The following is a 1,089-nucleotide window of genomic DNA, read 5'->3' on the forward strand; positions in this document are numbered from 1 at the left end:
TGCAGCGGGCGGCGGTGTTGAAGCCCGCCGGGCTGGTCTTGAGCCCGTTGCGGTACGTCGTGGAGCCGTACCCCTGGGCGCAGGGCAGCGGGTCGAAGAAGCTGAGGGCCAGGCCGAAGCGGGCCCCGTCGGAGGTGATGGCGGTGGAGCCGGCGGCGGCCACCTGGGGGAGCTGGACGAGCAGTTGCTCCAGCCCGTCCTGCCGGGTCACGGCGATCTCCGAGGTGGTCAGCAGGTTCGCGAGCAGGATGCTGAGGCTCGGGTCGAGGTCCCGCAGCAGGCCGGTGACCTGGCTCGCGGCGCCCGGCCCGGCCTCGACGACGCGGCGCAGGTCGCCGTCGGAGCGCTTGAGTTGCTCGGTCAGCTCCTCGGCGCCCTCGGCGAACTCCCGCAACGCCTCGCCGGAGTCGTTCTGCGTGGTCAGCACCGTCTCGCCGTCGATCATGAGCCGGGTGCTGTACGGCAGCGCCTCGTCGGCGGCCCGGATGAACTCGCTGCCGGTGTCCAGGAGCCGTTGCAGGTTCTCGCCCTGCCCGGCGAGGGCGTCGCCGAGTTCGTCCACGACGGTGCGCAGCTCGCCGGTGTCGACGGAGGTGGCGAAGGAGTCGATGCTGGTGAGGAGGTTGGTGACGGGTGCGGGCGTCGCGGTGTGCTGGCGGCCGACGACGGCGCCGTCCGCGAGGTACGGGCCGGACTCGCCGGTGGGCTTGAGGTCGATGTACTGCTCGCCCACGGCCGAGTAGTTGGCGACGTCGGCCGACAGGTCGGTGGGGATCGGCGGGGCCGAGTCGCGGATCTGCAGTTCCGCCTCGACGCCCGTGTCGGTCAGCTCGATCGACCCGACGCGCCCGACGGACACCCCGCGGTAGGTGACCTCGGCGTGGGTGAACAGGCCGCCGGTCTCGGCGAGTTCGACGCGGACCGTGTAGTAGTCGCGCATGCCGACGTAGCGTCCGAGGTCGGCGTAGCGCATGCCGACGTATCCGATGACGAGCACCGCGACGACGGCGAACACGATGTTCTTGACGATGACGGACCTGGTGATCACGGGTTCTCACCCCCGGGTGACCGGCTGCCCGATGCCGGGGG

The 1,089-nt window shown here is 71.4% G+C and carries 1 protein-coding gene; it reads right to left on the bottom strand.

Annotation, left to right across the window (positions count from 1 at the left end; genetic code table 11):
- A partial coding sequence (locus H5J30_RS35120; protein WP_181791843.1) for an MCE family protein occupies positions 1-1,048 on the bottom strand: 1,048 nt, incomplete at its 3' end.
- Between the last annotated feature and the right edge of the window lie 41 nt (positions 1,049-1,089).

The organism is Streptomyces phytophilus (assembly GCF_013870535.1).
Classification (GTDB): Bacteria; Actinomycetota; Actinomycetes; order Streptomycetales; family Streptomycetaceae; genus Streptomyces; species Streptomyces phytophilus.